The 17,275-nt window shown below is 55.0% G+C and carries 16 protein-coding genes; 13 read left to right on the forward strand and 3 right to left on the reverse strand.

Annotated features, from left to right (window positions below; all coding sequences use genetic code 11):
* The first annotated feature begins 1 nt into the window (after nt 1).
* The 12 genes from murD to mutT all read left to right on the forward strand — a co-directional run bounded on the left by murD (nt 2) and on the right by mutT (nt 14,397).
* Nucleotides 2-1,318: a UDP-N-acetylmuramoyl-L-alanine--D-glutamate ligase gene (gene murD, locus SP99_RS03500; protein WP_047957751.1), complete on the forward strand. Its 1,317-nt coding sequence runs from the start codon at nt 2-4 to the stop codon at nt 1,316-1,318.
* A complete protein-coding gene (gene ftsW / locus SP99_RS03505; RefSeq protein ID WP_025756752.1) occupies nt 1,318-2,562 on the forward strand; it encodes a cell division protein FtsW in 1,245 nt (414 codons plus the stop codon). Before murD ends, ftsW begins: the two co-directional genes overlap by 1 nt.
* The gene (gene murG / locus SP99_RS03510; RefSeq protein WP_025756753.1) at nt 2,559-3,623 is read left to right on the forward strand and encodes an undecaprenyldiphospho-muramoylpentapeptide beta-N-acetylglucosaminyltransferase; all 1,065 of its coding nucleotides are present in this window, start codon (nt 2,559-2,561) and stop codon (nt 3,621-3,623) included. Before ftsW ends, murG begins: the two co-directional genes overlap by 4 nt.
* Before the next feature lie 56 nt (nt 3,624-3,679).
* Entirely contained in the window at nt 3,680-5,155 is a 1,476-nt protein-coding gene (gene murC / locus SP99_RS03515) for a UDP-N-acetylmuramate--L-alanine ligase (RefSeq protein ID WP_047957752.1), read from the forward strand.
* Nucleotides 5,148-6,068 (forward strand): D-alanine--D-alanine ligase, encoded by a 921-nt coding sequence (locus SP99_RS03520; protein ID WP_047957753.1) that lies wholly within the window; start codon nt 5,148-5,150, stop codon nt 6,066-6,068. The genes murC and SP99_RS03520 overlap by 8 nt, the downstream gene beginning before the upstream one ends.
* A 1-nt stretch (nt 6,069) precedes the next feature.
* Nucleotides 6,070-6,912, forward strand: coding sequence for a cell division protein FtsQ (gene ftsQ / locus SP99_RS03525; protein WP_025756756.1), 843 nt, complete (start codon nt 6,070-6,072; stop codon nt 6,910-6,912).
* A complete protein-coding gene (gene ftsA, locus SP99_RS03530; protein WP_025756757.1) occupies nt 6,909-8,165 on the forward strand; it encodes a cell division protein FtsA in 1,257 nt (418 codons plus the stop codon). Before ftsQ ends, ftsA begins: the two co-directional genes overlap by 4 nt.
* Nucleotides 8,166-8,228: 63 nt before the next feature.
* The gene (gene ftsZ, locus SP99_RS03535; RefSeq protein WP_008501978.1) at nt 8,229-9,380 is read left to right on the forward strand and encodes a cell division protein FtsZ; all 1,152 of its coding nucleotides are present in this window, start codon (nt 8,229-8,231) and stop codon (nt 9,378-9,380) included.
* A gap of 101 nt (nt 9,381-9,481) precedes the next feature.
* Nucleotides 9,482-10,399, forward strand: a complete 918-nt coding sequence (gene lpxC, locus SP99_RS03540) for a UDP-3-O-acyl-N-acetylglucosamine deacetylase (protein WP_025756758.1) — start codon at nt 9,482-9,484, stop codon at nt 10,397-10,399.
* A gap of 280 nt (nt 10,400-10,679) precedes the next feature.
* Entirely contained in the window at nt 10,680-11,183 is a 504-nt protein-coding gene (gene secM, locus SP99_RS03545; RefSeq protein WP_162299935.1) for a secA translation cis-regulator SecM, read from the forward strand.
* A 58-nt stretch (nt 11,184-11,241) separates the two neighbouring features.
* On the forward strand, nt 11,242-13,947 hold the full coding sequence (gene secA, locus SP99_RS03550) for a preprotein translocase subunit SecA (protein WP_047957754.1): 2,706 nt from the start codon (nt 11,242-11,244) through the stop codon (nt 13,945-13,947).
* Between the two features lie 57 nt (nt 13,948-14,004).
* Nucleotides 14,005-14,397, forward strand: coding sequence for an 8-oxo-dGTP diphosphatase MutT (mutT, locus tag SP99_RS03555; RefSeq protein WP_025756761.1), 393 nt, complete (start codon nt 14,005-14,007; stop codon nt 14,395-14,397).
* Between the two features lie 34 nt (nt 14,398-14,431).
* Here the strand turns inward: mutT and yacG are convergent, their stop codons facing one another.
* Genes yacG through coaE form a run of 3 tightly spaced genes read right to left on the reverse strand, consistent with a single transcriptional unit; the run spans nt 14,432 to nt 15,999 of the window.
* Nucleotides 14,432-14,626 carry a DNA gyrase inhibitor YacG gene (yacG, locus tag SP99_RS03560; RefSeq protein ID WP_025756762.1) on the reverse strand — a complete coding sequence of 65 codons (195 nt, stop codon included), beginning with the start codon at nt 14,624-14,626 and terminating at the stop codon, nt 14,432-14,434.
* A 9-nt stretch (nt 14,627-14,635) separates the two neighbouring features.
* Nucleotides 14,636-15,379, reverse strand: a complete 744-nt coding sequence (zapD, locus tag SP99_RS03565; protein ID WP_045284792.1) for a cell division protein ZapD — start codon at nt 15,377-15,379, stop codon at nt 14,636-14,638.
* The gene (gene coaE, locus SP99_RS03570) at nt 15,379-15,999 is read right to left on the reverse strand and encodes a dephospho-CoA kinase (RefSeq protein ID WP_047957755.1); all 621 of its coding nucleotides are present in this window, start codon (nt 15,997-15,999) and stop codon (nt 15,379-15,381) included. The genes zapD and coaE overlap by 1 nt, the downstream gene beginning before the upstream one ends.
* Before the next feature lie 228 nt (nt 16,000-16,227).
* Between coaE and SP99_RS03575 the strand changes: the two genes are divergently transcribed.
* Nucleotides 16,228-17,271 (forward strand): GMP reductase, encoded by a 1,044-nt coding sequence (locus tag SP99_RS03575; RefSeq protein ID WP_025756765.1) that lies wholly within the window; start codon nt 16,228-16,230, stop codon nt 17,269-17,271.
* Nucleotides 17,272-17,275 lie beyond the last annotated feature (4 nt).

Genomic DNA, 17,275 nt, shown 5'->3' on the forward strand with positions numbered 1-17,275 from the left:
CATGGCAGATTACCAGGGCAAAAAGGTCGTTATCATCGGGTTAGGCCTCACGGGCCTGTCCTGCGTGGACTTTTTCCTCGCGCGTGGCGTGACGCCGCGCGTGATGGATACGCGTGTCTCTCCGCCGGGTCTGGAAAAACTGCCGGAACAGGTTGAACGCCACCTTGGTGGTCTGAATGATGACTGGCTGCTGGCAGCCGATCTGATTGTCGCAAGCCCGGGTATGGCGCTGGCACATCCTTCACTGAGCGCTGCCGCGGATGCAGGCGTTGAGATTATCGGCGATATCGAGCTGTTCTGCCGCGAAGCGCAGGCACCGGTTATCGCGATTACTGGTTCTAACGGGAAAAGCACCGTCACCACCCTGGTGGGTGAGATGGCGAAAGCGGCGGGCATGAACGTCGGAGTCGGCGGTAATATCGGCCTGCCGGCGCTGATGCTGCTGGACAAAGGCTGTGAGCTGTATGTCCTCGAGCTTTCAAGCTTCCAGCTGGAAACCACCTCCAGCCTGCATGCTGCCGCTGCGACGATCCTCAACGTGACTGAAGATCATATGGACAGGTATCCATTTGGTCTGCAGCAGTACCGTGCCGCCAAGCTGCGCGTTTATGAGAATGCAAAGGTCTGCGTCGTTAACGCAGATGATGCGCTGACCATGCCGGTGCGCGGCGCGGACGAGCGCTGCATCAGTTTTGGCATCACTATGGGTGATTACCATCTGAACCGTCAGTTGGGCGAAACCTGGCTGCGTGTGAAAGGTGAGAAAGTGCTGAACGTGAAAGAGATGAAACTTTCTGGTCAGCATAACTATACCAATGCGCTGGCAGCGCTGGCGCTGGCGGACGCAGTCGGGCTGCCACGCTCCTCCAGCCTGAAAGCATTGACGACGTTTTCCGGTCTGGCGCACCGTTTCCAGCTCGCGCTGGAGCATAACGGCGTGCGCTGGATTAACGACTCCAAAGCCACCAACGTGGGAAGCACCGAGGCCGCGCTGAACGGCCTGCACGTTGAAGGTACTCTGCATTTACTGCTGGGCGGCGACGGCAAATCTGCTGATTTCTCCTCCCTGAAGCCGTATCTCTCAGGTGATAACATCCGCCTGTACTGTTTCGGCCGTGACGGCAGCGAGCTGGCTGAGCTGCGCCCTGAGATTGCCGAGCAGACCGAAACCATGGAACAGGCGATGAGGCTGATTGCCCCTCGCGTGAAGCCAGGCGATATGGTGCTGCTCTCTCCGGCGTGTGCCAGCCTCGATCAATTCAAGAATTTCGAACAGCGTGGTGATGTCTTTACCCGCCTGGCGAAGGAGTTAGGCTGATGCGTTTATCTCTCCCTCGCCTGAAAATGCCGCGCCTGCCAGGATTTGGGATCCTGGTATGGCTGTTTGCGGCACTCAAAGGCTGGGTGATGGGCTCTCGTCAAAAAGATAACGACAGCCTGATCATGTACGATCGCACGCTGTTCTGGCTCACGCTGGGGCTGGCGGCGGTCGGCTTTATCATGGTGACGTCCGCTTCCATGCCCGTCGGGCAGCGTCTGGCGAACGATCCTTTCCTGTTTGCCAAGCGTGATGGCCTGTACATCATCCTGGCGTTCTGCCTGGCGCTGGTCACCCTGCGTCTGCCGATGGAGTTCTGGCAGCGGCACAGTACGGCGATGCTGATCGCCTCGATTATTATGCTGCTGATTGTTCTGGTCGTCGGGAGCTCCGTTAACGGGGCATCCCGCTGGATCGCTTTTGGCCCGCTGCGTATTCAGCCTGCGGAATTTACCAAGCTTTCCCTGTTCTGCTACCTGGCGAACTACCTGGTGCGTAAAGTGGATGAAGTGCGTAACAACCTGCGCGGCTTCTTAAAACCGATGGGCGTGATTCTGGTGCTGGCGGTGTTACTGCTGGCGCAGCCTGACCTGGGTACGGTGGTCGTACTGTTTGTAACGACGCTGGCCATGCTGTTCCTGGCGGGCGCAAAACTGTGGCAGTTCATCGCTATCATCGGGATGGGGATATCAGCGGTTGTGCTGCTGATCCTCGCCGAGCCTTACCGTATTCGCCGTGTGACCTCGTTCTGGAACCCGTGGGAAGACCCGTTCGGCAGTGGTTACCAGCTGACGCAGTCGCTGATGGCCTTTGGCCGCGGTGAAGTCTGGGGACAGGGTCTGGGCAACTCGGTTCAAAAACTGGAGTATTTACCGGAAGCGCACACTGACTTCATCTTCTCCATTATTGCGGAAGAACTGGGTTATATCGGTGTGGTATTAGCGTTATTAATGGTATTCTTCGTCGCTTTCCGTGCCATGTCCATCGGCCGGAAAGCGCTGGAGATCGATCACCGCTTCTCAGGTTTCTTAGCCTGCTCAATTGGTATCTGGTTTAGTTTCCAGGCATTGGTTAACGTCGGGGCCGCAGCGGGCATGCTGCCGACCAAAGGTCTGACGTTGCCGTTGATCAGTTATGGTGGTTCCAGTCTGTTGATTATGTCGACGGCCATCATGCTGTTGTTGCGCATAGATTATGAAACGCGTCTGGAAAAAGCCCAGGCGTTTACACGAGGTTCACGATGAATCAACCGAAGCGGTTAATGGTGATGGCAGGCGGTACCGGCGGACACGTGTTCCCGGGGCTGGCGGTTGCGCACCATTTAATGGATCAGGGCTGGCAGGTACGCTGGCTGGGAACCGCAGACCGCATGGAAGCCGATCTGGTACCGAAGCACGGTATCGAGATCGACTTTATCCGTATTTCTGGCCTTCGAGGCAAAGGCCTCAAGGCAATGCTGCTGGCGCCGGTGCGTATTTTTAACGCCTGGCGTCAGGCGCGCACCATCATGAAGCGCTTTAAGCCCGATGTGGTGCTGGGCATGGGCGGCTATGTCTCGGGTCCTGGTGGGCTGGCCGCGTGGTCGTTAGGGATTCCCGTCGTGCTGCATGAGCAGAACGGGATTGCCGGCCTGACCAACAAGTGGCTGGCGAAAATCGCCACCAAAGTGATGCAGGCGTTTCCCGGTGCGTTTCCGAAAGCAGACGTGGTGGGTAACCCGGTGCGTGTCGACGTGCTGGCGCTGCCGCTGCCGGATGCTCGCCTGGCGGGTCGTGAAGGGCCGGTTCGTGTGCTGGTCGTCGGCGGTTCGCAGGGGGCGCGCATTTTAAACCAGACGATGCCGCAGGTTGCCGCAAAGCTGGGCGATGCCGTTACCATCTGGCACCAGAGTGGAAAAGGCGCTCAGCAGACCGTTGAGCAGGCTTATGCCGAGGCAGGGCAGCCGCAGCATAACGTCACCGAGTTTATCGATGACATGGCCGCCGCTTATGCCTGGGCCGATGTCGTCGTTTGTCGCTCAGGTGCGCTGACGGTGAGCGAGATTGCCGCCGCCGGGTTGCCGGCCCTGTTTGTGCCGTTCCAGCACAAAGACAGACAGCAGTACTGGAACGCATTGCCGCTCGAGAAGGCCGGCGCGGCGAAAATTTTTGAGCAGCCACAGTTTACCGCCGACGCGGTCGCCACCACCCTGGCGGGCTGGAACAGAGACGTATTACTGGAGATGGCAGAACGCGCGCGCGCGACCGCTATTCCTGATGCGACTGAACGGGTGGCAAAAGAAGTGAGTCTGGCATCCCAGGCTTAACCCTCGCAGCGCGTGAAGCGCGGCACGAATTTTTAGTAGTCGATGGCGTTTAGAGAATGAATACACAACAACTGGCAAAACTGCGTTCAATCGTGCCCGAGATGCGTCGCGTCCGGCACATTCACTTTGTTGGCATCGGTGGTGCTGGCATGGGCGGTATTGCCGAAGTGTTAGCTAACGAAGGCTATCAGATCAGCGGGTCTGACCTGGCGCCAAACCCTGTTACGCAGCAGCTGGCGTCACTTGGGGCGACTATCTATTTCAACCATCGCCCGGAAAACGTGCGCGATGCGAGCGTGGTGGTGGTATCGAGTGCCATCTCCTCTGACAACCCGGAAATCGTTGCCGCCCATGAAGCGCGCATTCCGGTGATCCGCCGCGCAGAAATGCTGGCGGAACTGATGCGTTTCCGTCACGGCATTGCGATTGCCGGGACCCACGGTAAAACCACGACCACGGCGATGGTTTCCAGTATTTATGCGGAAGCGGGTCTTGACCCGACGTTCGTCAACGGCGGTTTGGTAAAAGCCGCTGGCGTGCATGCGCGTCTGGGACACAGTCGTTATCTGATTGCGGAAGCGGATGAAAGCGATGCGTCGTTCCTGCACCTGCAGCCGATGGTGGCGATTGTCACGAACATCGAAGCTGACCATATGGATACCTACCAGGGTGACTTCGAGAACTTAAAGCAGACCTTTATCAACTTCCTGCATAACCTGCCGTTCTATGGACGTGCGGTAATGTGCGTAGACGATCCGGTCATTCGCGAGCTTCTGCCGCGCGTGGGTCGTCAAATCACCACTTACGGCTTCAGTGAAGACGCTGACGTCCGCGTGGAAGAGTACAAACAGATTGGCGCGCAGGGACACTTCACTCTGGCGCGTCAGGACAAAGAGCTGCTCCACGTGACGCTGAATGCGCCGGGGCGTCATAACGCTCTTAACGCCGCTGCGGCAGTGGCCGTTGCGACGGAAGAAGGCATTGATGACGACGCAATCCTGCGTGCGCTGGAAAGCTTCCAGGGGACCGGGCGTCGTTTCGACTTCCTCGGTGAATTCCCGCTGAATGCCGTAAACGGTAAAACCGGCACTGCGATGCTGGTGGACGACTACGGTCACCATCCGACTGAAGTCGACGCCACCATTAAAGCCGCACGTGCAGGCTGGCCTGACAAGAATCTGGTGATGATCTTCCAGCCGCACCGTTTCACGCGTACGCGCGATCTGTACGACGATTTCGCCAGCGTCTTGTCACAGGTGGATACGCTGCTGATGCTGGACGTGTATTCCGCAGGCGAAACACCGATTCCGGGCGCGGATAGCCGTTCCCTGTGTCGCACCATTCGCGGACGCGGTAAAGTTGACCCTATTCTGGTTTCTGACCCGGCACAGGTGGCGGAAATTCTGGCACCGGTCCTCACCGGTAACGATTTGATTCTGATTCAGGGCGCGGGAAATATCGGTAAAATCGCCCGTACCTTAGCGGAAATCAAACTGAAGCCGCAAAACCAGGAGGATGAGCATCATGGCTGATAAGATTGCTGTCCTGTCTGGTGGTACCTCCGCAGAGCGTGAGGTTTCCCTGAATTCCGGCGCTGCGGTGCTGGCGGGCCTGCGTGAGGGCGGCGTTAATGCCCACCTGGTTGATCCAAGAGAGGTCGACGTAACGCAATTAAAAGCGCTGGGCTTCGATAAAGTCTTTATCGCGTTACATGGCCGGGGGGGTGAAGACGGTACCCTGCAGGGATTGCTGGAATTAATCGGCATGCCGTACACCGGTAGTGGCGTGATGGCATCCGCCATCTCTATGGATAAACTGCGCAGTAAGTTACTGTGGCAGGGCGCGGGATTACCGGTTGCGCCGTGGGTGGCACTGACGCGTCGCGAATTTGAATTGGGCCTTCCGGATAGCGTTAATACACGCATTGCGGAACTGGGCTTACCGGTTATTGTAAAGCCGAGCCGGGAAGGGTCGAGCGTGGGGATGTCTAAAGTCGACAAAGCTGACGATTTAGCCTCCGCTTTAGCGCTGGCATTTCAACATGATGAAGAAGTTCTGATTGAAAAATGGCTCAGCGGGCCGGAATTTACCGTCGCAATGCTTGGTGAAGAAATTTTACCGTCAATCCGTATCCAACCGGCCGGAACCTTCTATGATTATGAGGCAAAGTATCTCTCTGATGAGACGCAATATTTCTGCCCTTGTGGTCTGGATGCTGAGCGTGAAGCCGAATTACAGTCCCTGGTGCTTAAAGCCTGGCATATTCTGGGTTGTCGCGGCTGGGGACGCATCGACGTGATGCAGGACCGTGATGGACAATTTTATCTGCTGGAAGCGAATACGTCCCCGGGAATGACCAGCCACAGCCTTGTGCCGATGGCCGCTCGTCAGGCGGGGATGAGCTTCTCGCAGTTAGTCGTACGCATTCTGGACCAGGCGGGCTGATATGTCTCAGGCTGCATTGAACACGCGCAACCGCGATGACGAAGAAGAATACGCCTCTTCACGCCGGAGTAATGGAACGCGTCTTGCAGGCATTATTTTCCTGCTCGGGGTGCTGTGCACCGTGTTTATCAGCGGCTGGATGGTACTGGGCTGGATGGAAGATGCGCAGCGGTTGCCACTTTCTAAGCTGGTGGTCACCGGTGAGCGCCACTACACGCGTAACGATGATATTCGCCAGTCAATTCTGGCGCTGGGGTCGCCCGGCACCTTTATGACTCAGGACGTTAATATTATCCAGAGCCAGATTGAACGTCTGCCATGGATAAAACAGGCGAGTGTAAGAAAGCAATGGCCTGATGAATTGAAGATTCATCTGGTTGAATATGTGCCCATTGCGCGTTGGAATGATCAGCACATGGTTGACGTAGACGGAAACTCCTTCAGCGTCCCGGCCGATCGTGTCAACAAGCAAAATTTACCGATGTTGTATGGCCCTGAAGGTAGCGAAAACGAAGTGTTACAGGGTTTTCGTGAAATGGGTCAGGTGCTGGCGAAGGACAGGTTTACGTTAAAAGATGCTGCGATGACGGCGCGCCGCTCCTGGCAGTTGACGTTAACGAACGGCATTAAGCTCAACCTGGGTCGCGGGGACACAATGAAGCGTCTGGCGCGTTTTGTAGAACTTTACCCGGTTTTACAGCAGCAGGCACAGACTGACGGCAAACGGATAAGCTACGTTGATTTGCGCTATGACTCAGGCGCAGCAGTCGGTTGGGTACCGGCTCCGGTCGAGGAACCTAATCAGCAACAGAATCAGGCACAGGTACAGGCAGAACAACAATGATCAAGGCGACGGACAGAAAACTGGTAGTTGGACTGGAGATTGGCACCGCGAAGGTTGCCGCTTTAGTAGGGGAAGTTCTGCCCGACGGTATGGTCAATATCATTGGCGTAGGCAGTTGCCCGTCCCGTGGTATGGATAAAGGTGGGGTAAACGATCTTGAATCGGTGGTGAAATGCGTCCAGCGCGCCATCGATCAGGCTGAATTGATGGCCGATTGCCAGATTTCTTCTGTCTATCTGGCCCTTTCTGGCAAGCACATTAGCTGCCAGAACGAAATCGGTATGGTGCCGATTTCCGAAGAAGAAGTGACGCAGGAAGACGTTGAAAATGTTGTGCATACGGCGAAGTCCGTGCGTGTGCGCGATGAGCATCGCGTGCTGCATGTGATCCCGCAGGAATACGCGATTGACTACCAGGAAGGCATTAAAAACCCGGTCGGTCTCTCCGGCGTACGTATGCAGGCAAAAGTGCACCTGATCACATGTCACAACGATATGGCGAAGAACATTGTAAAAGCCGTTGAACGTTGTGGCCTGAAAGTTGACCAACTTATTTTCGCCGGTCTTGCAGCAAGTTATTCCGTGCTGACCGAAGATGAACGTGAACTGGGCGTCTGTGTGGTCGATATAGGTGGTGGTACAATGGACATGGCCGTGTATACCGGCGGTGCGCTGCGCCACACCAAAGTGATCCCTTATGCCGGGAACGTGGTGACCAGCGATATCGCTTACGCTTTTGGTACGCCACCGAGCGATGCAGAAGCGATCAAAGTGCGCCATGGCTGTGCGCTGGGGTCTATCGTTGGCAAAGATGAGAGCGTTGAAGTGCCAAGCGTCGGTGGTCGTCCACCGCGTAGCCTGCAGCGCCAGACGTTGGCAGAGGTCATTGAGCCGCGCTATACCGAGCTGCTCAACCTGGTCAACGAAGAGATTTTACAGTTACAGGAACAGCTTCGTCAGCAGGGCGTGAAACATCATCTTGCGGCGGGGATTGTATTAACCGGCGGTGCAGCGCAAATTGAAGGTCTTGCGGCCTGTGCGCAGCGCGTGTTCCATACGCAAGTACGTATTGGCGCGCCGCTGAATATCACCGGTTTAACGGATTATGCTCAGGAGCCGTATTATTCAACGGCTGTTGGCCTGCTCCACTACGGGAAGGAAACGCATCTCAGTGGTGAAGCAGAAGTGGAAAAACGCGTCTCAGTGGGGTCGTGGGTCAAACGACTGAACAACTGGCTGCGAAAAGAGTTTTAATTTTTTTAAGAGACCGGAGAGAATTAGCGGTCTCGGGCGACAGGCACAACGGAGAGAGAAATTATGTTTGAACCTATGGAACTGACCAACGACGCGGTGATTAAAGTCATCGGCGTCGGTGGCGGCGGCGGTAACGCCGTAGAGCATATGGTGCGTGAACGCATTGAAGGTGTTGAATTCTTTGCAGTTAACACCGATGCGCAGGCACTGCGTAAGACGGCTGTAGGCCAGACTATCCAGATCGGCGGTGGTATCACCAAAGGGCTGGGAGCCGGGGCTAACCCGGAAGTGGGTCGCAATGCGGCTGAAGAAGATCGCGAAGCGCTGCGCGCTGCACTGGAAGGTGCGGACATGGTCTTCATCGCAGCAGGTATGGGTGGCGGTACCGGTACCGGCGCAGCACCTGTTGTGGCTGAAGTGGCGAAAGATTTAGGGATCCTGACCGTTGCTGTCGTGACCAAGCCTTTCAATTTTGAAGGCAAGAAGCGTATGGCCTTCGCGGAGCAGGGTATCACCGAGCTGTCCAAGCATGTGGACTCACTGATCACCATCCCGAACGACAAACTATTGAAAGTTCTGGGCCGCGGTATCTCTCTGCTGGATGCGTTCGGTGCAGCAAACGACGTGCTGAAAGGCGCGGTGCAGGGTATCGCTGAACTGATTACCCGTCCTGGCCTGATGAACGTTGACTTTGCTGACGTTCGCACCGTGATGTCCGAAATGGGCTACGCGATGATGGGCTCTGGCGTGGCGAGCGGTGAAGACCGTGCAGAAGAAGCGGCTGAAATGGCTATCTCTTCTCCACTGTTGGAAGATATCGATCTGTCTGGCGCGCGCGGTGTGCTGGTCAACATTACCGCTGGCTTTGACCTGCGTCTGGATGAGTTCGAAACCGTGGGTAATACCATCCGTGCGTTCGCCTCTGACAATGCGACGGTGGTAATCGGTACATCTCTTGACCCTGAAATGAACGACGAACTGCGCGTGACTGTTGTGGCGACCGGTATCGGCATGGACAAGCGTCCTGAGATCACCCTGGTGACCAACAAACAGACTCAGCAACCGGTAATGGATCGTTACCAGCAGCACGGAATGTCTCCTCTGACTCAGGAGCAGAAACCGGCCGCGAAGGTGGTGAACGACCCAACGCCGCAAACGGCGAAAGAGCCAGATTATCTGGATATCCCGGCGTTCCTGCGTAAGCAAGCTGACTAAGAATTGGCTGGAATTTGGGGATTTGCGCTCTTTGTGCTAAACTGACCCACCGTTAGTGATATACACTCTCGGTTGGATAGTTAATTTGGCGAGATTATACGATGATCAAACAAAGGACACTTAAACGTATCGTTCAGGCGACGGGTGTCGGTTTACATACCGGCAAGAAAGTCACACTGACGTTACGCCCTGCGCCGGCCAATACCGGGGTCATCTATCGTCGCACTGACTTGAATCCACCGGTAGATTTTCCGGCCGATGCCAAATCTGTGCGTGATACTATGCTCTGTACTTGTCTGGTGAACGAGCATGACGTGCGGATTTCTACCGTAGAGCACCTGAACGCCGCCCTGGCGGGGCTGGGTATCGACAACATTATTGTTGAAGTCGATGCGCCAGAAATCCCGATTATGGATGGCAGTGCTGCTCCGTTCGTTTATCTGTTGCTGGATGCCGGCATCGAAGAACTGAACTGCGCGAAGAAATTTGTTCGCATCAAAGAGACCGTTCGCGTCGAAGATGGCGACAAATGGGCTGAATTCAAACCGTACAATGGTTTCTCGTTGGACTTTACCATCGACTTTAACCATCCGGCGATTGATGCAAGCACCCAACGCTATGCGATGAACTTCTCTGCCGATGCGTTTATGCGTCAGATCAGCCGAGCCCGTACATTTGGCTTCATGCGTGATATCGAATATCTGCAGTCCCGCGGCCTGTGCCTGGGCGGCAGCTTCGATTGTGCCATCGTTGTTGACGATTATCGCGTACTGAACGAAGACGGCCTGCGTTTTGAAGATGAATTCGTTCGTCACAAAATGCTGGACGCTATCGGCGACCTGTTCATGTGTGGTCACAACATCATTGGTGCATTTACCGCGTTCAAATCCGGTCATGCACTGAACAACAAATTGTTGCAGGCCGTCCTGGCTAAACAGGAAGCCTGGGAATATGTGACCTTTGAAGACGAAGCGGAACTGCCGCTGGCTTTCAAAGCACCAAACATGGTTCTGGCGTAACGGTTCATCCCGTTTCGTAAAAAAATCGACTGGTTAACCTGGTACTCTCTCCGACCAGGAAGACCAGTCGTTTTTATTTTTACCCTTCGTTGATTGCCCCCTGCGTTACCCCTTATTTACTCTGCGCAGAAAATGTGTGCGTTAGCTGCATTCTTGACCGTTTTTCCCCGCGGCGGCACCTCATTCCTGCTGATGTATATTGGCTTTAGTGGTAATATCTGGGCGCTTAAAAAAATAACTGAATTCAGCCTGTACCGGGCTGGCTTATGTGGTGGAGCAAGTGAGCGGAATACTGACGCGCTGGCGACAATTTGGCAGACGTTACTTCTGGCCGCATCTCTTATTAGGGATGGTCGCGGCGAGTCTCGGCTTGCCTGCGCTCAGCAACAGTGCCGAAGCGGCGACGCCGGCGAAGACCTCCACAACCAAACACGATCTCAACACGCGGGTTAACTTTACTAACCTTGCGTGGCTTGAAGCCAATCGCCGCCCGAATTTCTCCGTTGATTACTGGCACCAGCACGCAATCCGTACGGTAATTCGTCATCTGTCATTTGCAATGGCACCGCAGGCGATGCCTGTTGCTGAAGAGACGCTGCCGGTCCAGGCGCAGCATCTTGCCCTGCTGGACACGCTTAACGCGCTGCTCACGCAGGACAGTCAGCCGCCGGTCATGGTTCGCCAGTCAGCGCAACGTGCGCTCGTTTCTCCCGTCTTATTCTCTGTCACAACATGGATTAGCCAGGCTCACGGCATTCGCGCCGGGCCTCAGCGCCTCAGCTAAATTAACTTTTTCAATACCTTAATTTATCTGCCCACAATGGGGCGTTTGAGAATTTATTATGTTAATCAAATTGTTAACTAAAGTTTTTGGTAGTCGTAACGATCGTACCCTGCGCCGTATGCGCAAAGCTGTTGCTGTCATCAACGGTATGGAACCGGCGATGGAGAAACTCTCTGATGATGAGCTGAAAGCGAAAACGGCAGAATTCCGCGCGCGTCTGGAAAAAGGCGAAACCTTAGAAAGCCTGATCCCGGAAGCGTTCGCCGTGGTGCGTGAAGCGAGTAAGCGTGTATTTGGCATGCGTCACTTCGACGTTCAGTTGCTGGGCGGTATGGTGCTCAATGAGCGCTGCATCGCGGAAATGCGTACCGGTGAAGGTAAAACCCTGACCGCAACGCTGCCGGCATACCTGAACGCCCTGACCGGTAAAGGCGTACACGTCGTCACCGTCAACGACTATCTGGCACAGCGTGACGCCGAAAACAACCGTCCACTGTTCGAATTCCTCGGGATGACGGTGGGTATCAACATGTCCGGTCTGCCCGCGCCAGCTAAACGTGAAGCGTACAACGCGGATATCACCTACGGCACCAACAACGAATACGGCTTCGATTACCTGCGTGACAACATGGCGTTTAGCCCTGAAGAGCGCGTCCAGCGTAAACTGCACTATGCTCTGGTGGATGAGGTGGACTCCATCCTGATCGATGAAGCGCGTACACCGCTGATCATCTCCGGCCCGGCTGAAGACAGCTCTGATATGTACCGTAAAGTTGACAAAATCATTCCACACCTGCTGCGTCAGGAAAAAGAAGACTCCGACACCTTCCAGGGTGAAGGCCACTTCTCCGTAGATGAAAAAGCGCGCCAGGTGAACCTGACCGAACGTGGTCTGGTGAAAATTGAAGAACTGCTGGTGGCTGAAGGCATCATGGAAGAGGGAGAATCTCTCTATTCCCCGAGCAACATCATGCTGATGCACCACGTGACTGCCGCCCTGCGCGCCCATGCGCTGTTCACCCGCGATGTCGACTACATCGTGAAAGACGGCGAAGTGATTATCGTTGATGAACACACCGGCCGTACCATGCAGGGACGTCGCTGGTCTGACGGTCTGCACCAGGCCGTTGAAGCCAAAGAAGGCGTGGATATTCAAAACGAAAACCAGACGCTGGCCTCCATCACCTTCCAGAACTACTTCCGCCTTTACGAGAAGCTGGCAGGGATGACCGGTACGGCTGATACCGAAGCGTTTGAATTCAGCTCCATCTACAAGCTGGACACCGTGGTCGTTCCAACCAACCGCCCAATGATCCGTAAGGACATGCCGGACCTGGTGTACATGACCGAAGCGGAAAAAATTCAGGCCATCATCGAAGATATTCGCGAGCGTACCGCGAAAGGCCAGCCGGTGCTGGTGGGGACCATCTCCATCGAAAAATCCGAAGTGGTCTCTCACGAGCTGACGAAAGCGGGTATCAAACACAACGTTCTGAACGCTAAATTCCACGCCAAAGAAGCGGAAATCGTTGCACAGGCGGGTTATCCGGCTGCGGTGACCATCGCCACCAACATGGCGGGTCGTGGTACCGATATTATGCTGGGCGGTAGCTGGCAGGCGGAAGTGGCAGAGCTGGAAAACCCAACCCCTGAACAGATTGCGCAGATCAAGGCCGACTGGCAGGTTCGTCATGACGCGGTTCTGGCCTCCGGTGGTCTGCATATCATCGGTACCGAGCGTCACGAATCTCGTCGTATCGATAACCAGCTGCGTGGTCGTGCTGGACGTCAGGGGGATGCCGGTTCTTCCCGCTTCTACCTGTCGATGGAAGATGCGCTGATGCGTATTTTCGCCTCCGACCGTGTGTCCGGCATGATGCGTAAGCTGGGTATGAAACCTGGCGAAGCTATCGAGCACCCGTGGGTCACCAAAGCGATTGCTAACGCACAGCGTAAAGTGGAAAGCCGCAACTTCGATATTCGTAAGCAGCTGCTGGAATATGACGATGTGGCTAACGATCAGCGTCGCGCAATTTACACCCAGCGTAACGAACTGCTGGACGTGTCTGACGTAAGCGAAACCATCAACAGCATCCGTGAGGATGTGTTTAAGGCGACAATCGATGCGCATATTCCACCGCAGTCTCTGGAAGAGATGTGGGATATCGAAGGCCTGCAGGAACGTCTGAAAAACGACTTTGACCTCGATCTGCCAATCAAAGAGTGGCTGGACAAAGAGCCTGAACTGCATGAAGAAACCCTGCGCGAACGTATCTTTGAAACCGCGCTGGACGTATACAAGCGTAAGGAAGAGGTCGTTGGCGCTGAGATGATGCGTCACTTCGAAAAAGGTGTGATGCTGCAGACCCTGGACTCCCTGTGGAAAGAGCACCTGGCCGCGATGGACTATCTGCGTCAGGGGATCCACCTGCGTGGCTATGCGCAGAAAGATCCTAAACAGGAATACAAGCGTGAATCCTTCGCTATGTTTGCCTCTATGCTGGAGTCACTGAAGTATGAAGTGATCAGCACCCTGAGCAAGGTTCAGGTGCGTATGCCGGAAGAAGTGGAAGCGATGGAGCAGCAGCGTCGTGAAGAAGCTGAGCGCCTGGCACAGATGCAGCAGCTTAGCCACCAGACTGACGACAGCGAAGCCGCCGCAGCAATCGCCGCGCAGACCGGGGATCGTAAAGTGGGTCGTAACGATCCGTGCCCATGTGGATCCGGTAAAAAGTACAAGGCGTGCCACGGCCGTCTGAACTAAGTTCATAAAAAAACAAAAAGGCGCAGACATCTGCGCCTTTTTTATGGAAGTGACACGATGAAAATACTGCAAATTGCCGTCGGGATTATTCGCAACCCGCAAAACCAAATCTTCATTACCCAGCGCGCTGCCGACGCCCATATGGCAAACAAATGGGAGTTTCCCGGCGGAAAGATCGAGTCAGGTGAAACGCCGGAACAGGCGCTCGTTCGCGAGCTTCAGGAAGAGGTGGGGATCACTCCGCTTGGCGCCACGCTGTTTGATAAGCTCGAATACCAGTTCCCGGACAGGCACATCACGCTGTGGTTCTGGCTGGTGGAAAACTGGGAAGGCGAACCCTGGGGAAAAGAGGGGCAGCCGGGTAACTGGGTTGAACTTCAGGCAAGTGATGCCGAAAAATTCCCGCCGGCCAATGAGCCTGTGATCCTGCGGTTAGTCGCACAACCGTAGGCCTGCTAAGCGAAGCGCCAGCAGGCTTTACAGACTACTGCTGGTTTTCACTCCAGTCATCGCTGTCCGAGAGATCGCCTTCGCTTGGAATACGTTTCTCTTCCGCCGCCCATTCACCCAGATCAATGAGCTGACAGCGTTTGCAGCAGAATGGGCGGAACGGACTCACTTCGCCCCAGACAACGGTTTTGCCACAGGTTGGGCAGTTAACGGTGGTGATATCAGACATCGGCACTCCTTAACAACAGGCCAGTTCAAAATCGAGACGTTCCGGCACGGTGCCATTCTCACTGTCCAGCGGCATAAAGCGAATTGCAAAACGGCTCTTATGCCCGGAAATCTGTGGGTAAAGCTGTTCGCCAAGCGATACATTCAGGCGCAAAAGATCGGCATCATCGCCGTTATCCTGGTAGAAACCATTCAGGCTGGTTTGTTTGCGGAACGGCGCTGAGTTACGGATCAGATCGAGGATCAGCGACAGCGTCTGTTGCATGGGCTCCAGGCTTTTCAGCCAGCTGTTTACCTGTGCGTCACGCTGCGCTTGCGGCATATGTAGCCACATGTGAAGCGTCGGCAAATCGAAGCTACAGCAGCCGCCAGGGATGCTCAGGCGCTGGCGCACCAGACCGATCAGACGATCTTCACGCAAAAACTGCCCGACGCGCGGCGCAGCCATCAGGTTGCTGCTGCTGGTTTTAAGCTGCTGACGAAGGGAATCGATACGGCTTACATCCACTCCCGGAACTTCAGCCCATGCCTGCAATTTACGCTGCTGACGCTCCAGTTCTTTGAGCAACTCTGTGCGGACATCGCCGCGCTCAATCACATCCAGTAGATCGCCCACGTTGCGGAAGAAGTGCAGCGCCGTGGCATGATCGTTAACAGGCAAATGTTGTGAAAGCTGTTGAATGAGGAATTCGATGCGCAGCCAGGTACGCATTTTTTCGTTGAGCGGATGCTCAAAAAGGATGTGTGTCGACATTATGGTTTTTCCTGTGCAACGGCCTGCGCGGCGAACGTCAGATACTGCGCGTGCAGACGGGCAACATCCGATGCAATGGCATCTGGTGCGCCGTTATTATTAATGACATCATCCGCAACGGCAAGGCGCTGAGCGCGCGTGGCCTGGGCGGCAAGAATTTGTTCAGCATGCTCACGTGAGACGTGGTCACGCGTCATGGTTCGCTGGATCTGCGTTTCGGGAGAGACATCAACCACCAGCACCCGATCGGCTCTCTTCTGCAGCTGATTTTCCACCAGCAGTGGAACGACCCACACTACGTAGGGAGAGTTGGCCGCAGCAATCTGACGCTGGGTTTCCTGGTGGATAATGGGGTGGAGCAGGGCATTAAGCCAGCGCTTTTCCGACGCGTCAGCAAAAATACGCTCACGAAGCTGGCGGCGATTAAGCGTGCCATCCGCAGTGAGGATGCTCTGACCAAAGTGGTTTTCGATAGCCTTTAGCGCGGGTGTACCTGGTTCTACCACCTGACGGGCAATGATATCGGCATCAATAATCGTGATACCCAGACGAGAGAACGCGTCCGCAACGGTACTTTTACCACTACCGATGCCGCCGGTTAATGCAACGATATACCCCATTAAATCAAATCCTGGGAATTATTCATTATTAAAATCAGTTGATTAAAACTCTAAGGTGCGCCAGCAACTGTTTAGCCCTGTTTACCGGCTTTTTACCAGGTAAATTTATAGGATTGTAGCGTAAAAAAAGAGAATTTCGCAGTCTTGCGGAGCAGGTATTAGTGCGTATGATAACGTCACTGGAGTTGTGCTTTTAACATATTTGCCTCTAACCCCAGGAATCCGCACATGCGTATCGAAGAAGATCTGAAGTTAGGTTTCAAAGACGTTCTCATCCGCCCTAAACGCTCTACACTGAAAAGTCGCTCAGACGTTGAACTCGAACGTCAGTTCACCTTTAAGCATTCCGGTCAGACCTGGTCTGGCGTGCCGATCATCGCTGCCAACATGGATACTGTGGGAACCTTTGAGATGGCAACCGCCCTGGCACAGTTCGACATTCTGACTGCCGTACACAAACATTACAGCCCTGAAGAGTGGAATGCATTTGTTGCGTCCGCGTCTGCTGATGTGGTGAAGCATGTAATGGTCTCCACCGGTACCTCTGATGCCGATTTCGAAAAGACCAAACAGATCCTGAATGCGAACCCGGCACTCAGCTTCGTTTGTATTGATGTGGCGAATGGTTACTCCGAGCACTTCGTGCAGTTCGTCAGCAAGGCGCGTGAAGCCTGGCCGACGAAAACCATCATCGCGGGCAACGTGGTGACCGGCGAAATGTGTGAAGAACTGATCCTCTCCGGTGCAGATATCGTGAAAGTGGGCATTGGTCCGGGCTCCGTGTGCACCACGCGCGTTAAGACCGGCGTCGGTTATCCTCAGCTCTCCGCGGTCATTGAATGTGCCGATGCGGCGCACGGGCTGGGCGGCCAGATCATCAGCGACGGCGGGTGCACCATGCCGGGTGATGTGGCAAAAGCCTTCGGCGGCGGCGCGGACTTCGTGATGCTCGGCGGCATGCTGGCAGGTCACGAAGAGAGTGGTGGTACCGTGGTTGAAGAGAACGGCGAGAAATTTATGCTGTTCTATGGAATGAGCTCTGAGTCTGCAATGACCCGTCATGTTGGTGGCGTGGCAAAATACCGCGCGGCAGAAGGTAAAACCGTTAAGCTGCCCCTGCGCGGCCCGGTTGAAAATACCGCACGTGATATCCTCGGTGGCCTGCGTTCCGCCTGCACCTACGTGGGGGCATCCCGCCTGAAAGAGCTGACGAAACGCACGACGTTTATTCGCGTTCAGGAACAGGAAAACCGCGTTTTCAACAGCCTGTAAGGGC

It is taken from the genome of Enterobacter sp. BIDMC92, from assembly GCF_001030225.1.
Classification (GTDB): Bacteria; Pseudomonadota; Gammaproteobacteria; order Enterobacterales; family Enterobacteriaceae; genus Enterobacter; species Enterobacter sichuanensis.